Source organism: Streptomyces hokutonensis, assembly GCF_042751305.1.
Classification (GTDB): Bacteria; Actinomycetota; Actinomycetes; order Streptomycetales; family Streptomycetaceae; genus Streptomyces; species Streptomyces hokutonensis_A.
Genome location: NZ_JBHYWD010000003.1, coordinates 113711 through 114863 on the forward strand (window position 1 = coordinate 113711; position 1153 = coordinate 114863).

General features: G+C 67.5%; 1 protein-coding gene. It reads right to left on the reverse strand.

The features are described from left to right. Positions 1 to 9: 9 nt before the first annotated feature. Complete coding sequence (locus ACFXC1_RS10400; protein WP_381241299.1) at positions 10 to 849, reverse strand: AfsR/SARP family transcriptional regulator; 840 nt, start codon at positions 847 to 849, stop codon at positions 10 to 12. Positions 850 to 1153: the final 304 nt, after the last annotated feature.

The window sequence follows — 1153 nt, forward strand, 5'->3', positions numbered from 1 at the left end:
CGGGGGTCATCAGCCCCCGCCCCCTGCCCGCTCGCCGCGCCTCGGGGACCCGCCCCCCCGCGGCGGCGCCCCCGGGGGGGTGGCCCCCCCCCCCGCCCGCGCGATGCCGACCTCCTCGCGGAGGATCGCCTCGTGGGTACGGCGCAGCGAGGGCCCGGGTTCGGCACCGATGGCGTCGATGATCCGCCGCCGGGCCGCCGCGTAGAGCTCGAGCGCTTCCATCGGCCGCCCGGCGGAGGACAGCGCCAGCAGTAACTGCTCGATGATGGCCTCGGCGTACGGCTGTTCGGTCACGACCCGGCCGAACTCCTCGATCACGGTCAGCGGCCGACCCAGCCGGAGTTCCGTCCCGGCCCACTCGGACAGCGCCTCCAGCCGGCGGCGCTCGATCCACTCCCGGACCCGGCCGAACCAGGCGCCGCGCAGGTCGGCCAGCGGAGTTCCCCGCCACAGCGAGAGCGCCTGCCGCTGCAGCCGGGCCCGCTCCTCGTCGTCGGTGACGCGCCGTGAGCGCGCCATCAGGCTCTCGAAGCGGTGCAGGTCCACCCGTTCGGGTTCGACGTCGAGCAGATAACCGCCGCTCTGCCGGCGGAGCTCGATCCTCTCCCCGGAGCACCCCTCCGCCCGTTCGAGAATCCGTCGCAGCCGGGTCACGTAGGTGTACAGGACGTTCCGCACCTCGCTGGGCGGGGAGTCGTCCCAGACCCGGGAGACGAGAGCGTCGAGCATGACCGGGCGGCGCACGTCGATAATGAGCGGGACGAGAACACTCCTTTGTTTCAGCGGGCCGATTCCGATCACTTCTCCCGAGACTTCCAGTTCGACCGGCCCGAGAATCCGAAATTCCACTTGATCCCCCCGTGGATCATTCGATCGATTGCAGAATCGAGTCCATTATTGGCCGAAATGGAACCGGAAGGATTAAGTCACATACGGAAGTGACGGATGTCACAAGAAAAGGTTTCCTTCCTGTTATGAGAACTTTATTACTGACATGAATTCAGTACTTTTTCAAAACACTTAAAGAAAAACCCAAGCGCAGGTAAAGGGCGGGAGCGGAAAACGGGGTGTGGGGGGCGCCGGGGCGGGGGGACCCCCCCCGGTTGGTGGTACCCGCCGCGGGGGATGGGGGGTGGGGGGGAGTAAAAGAACG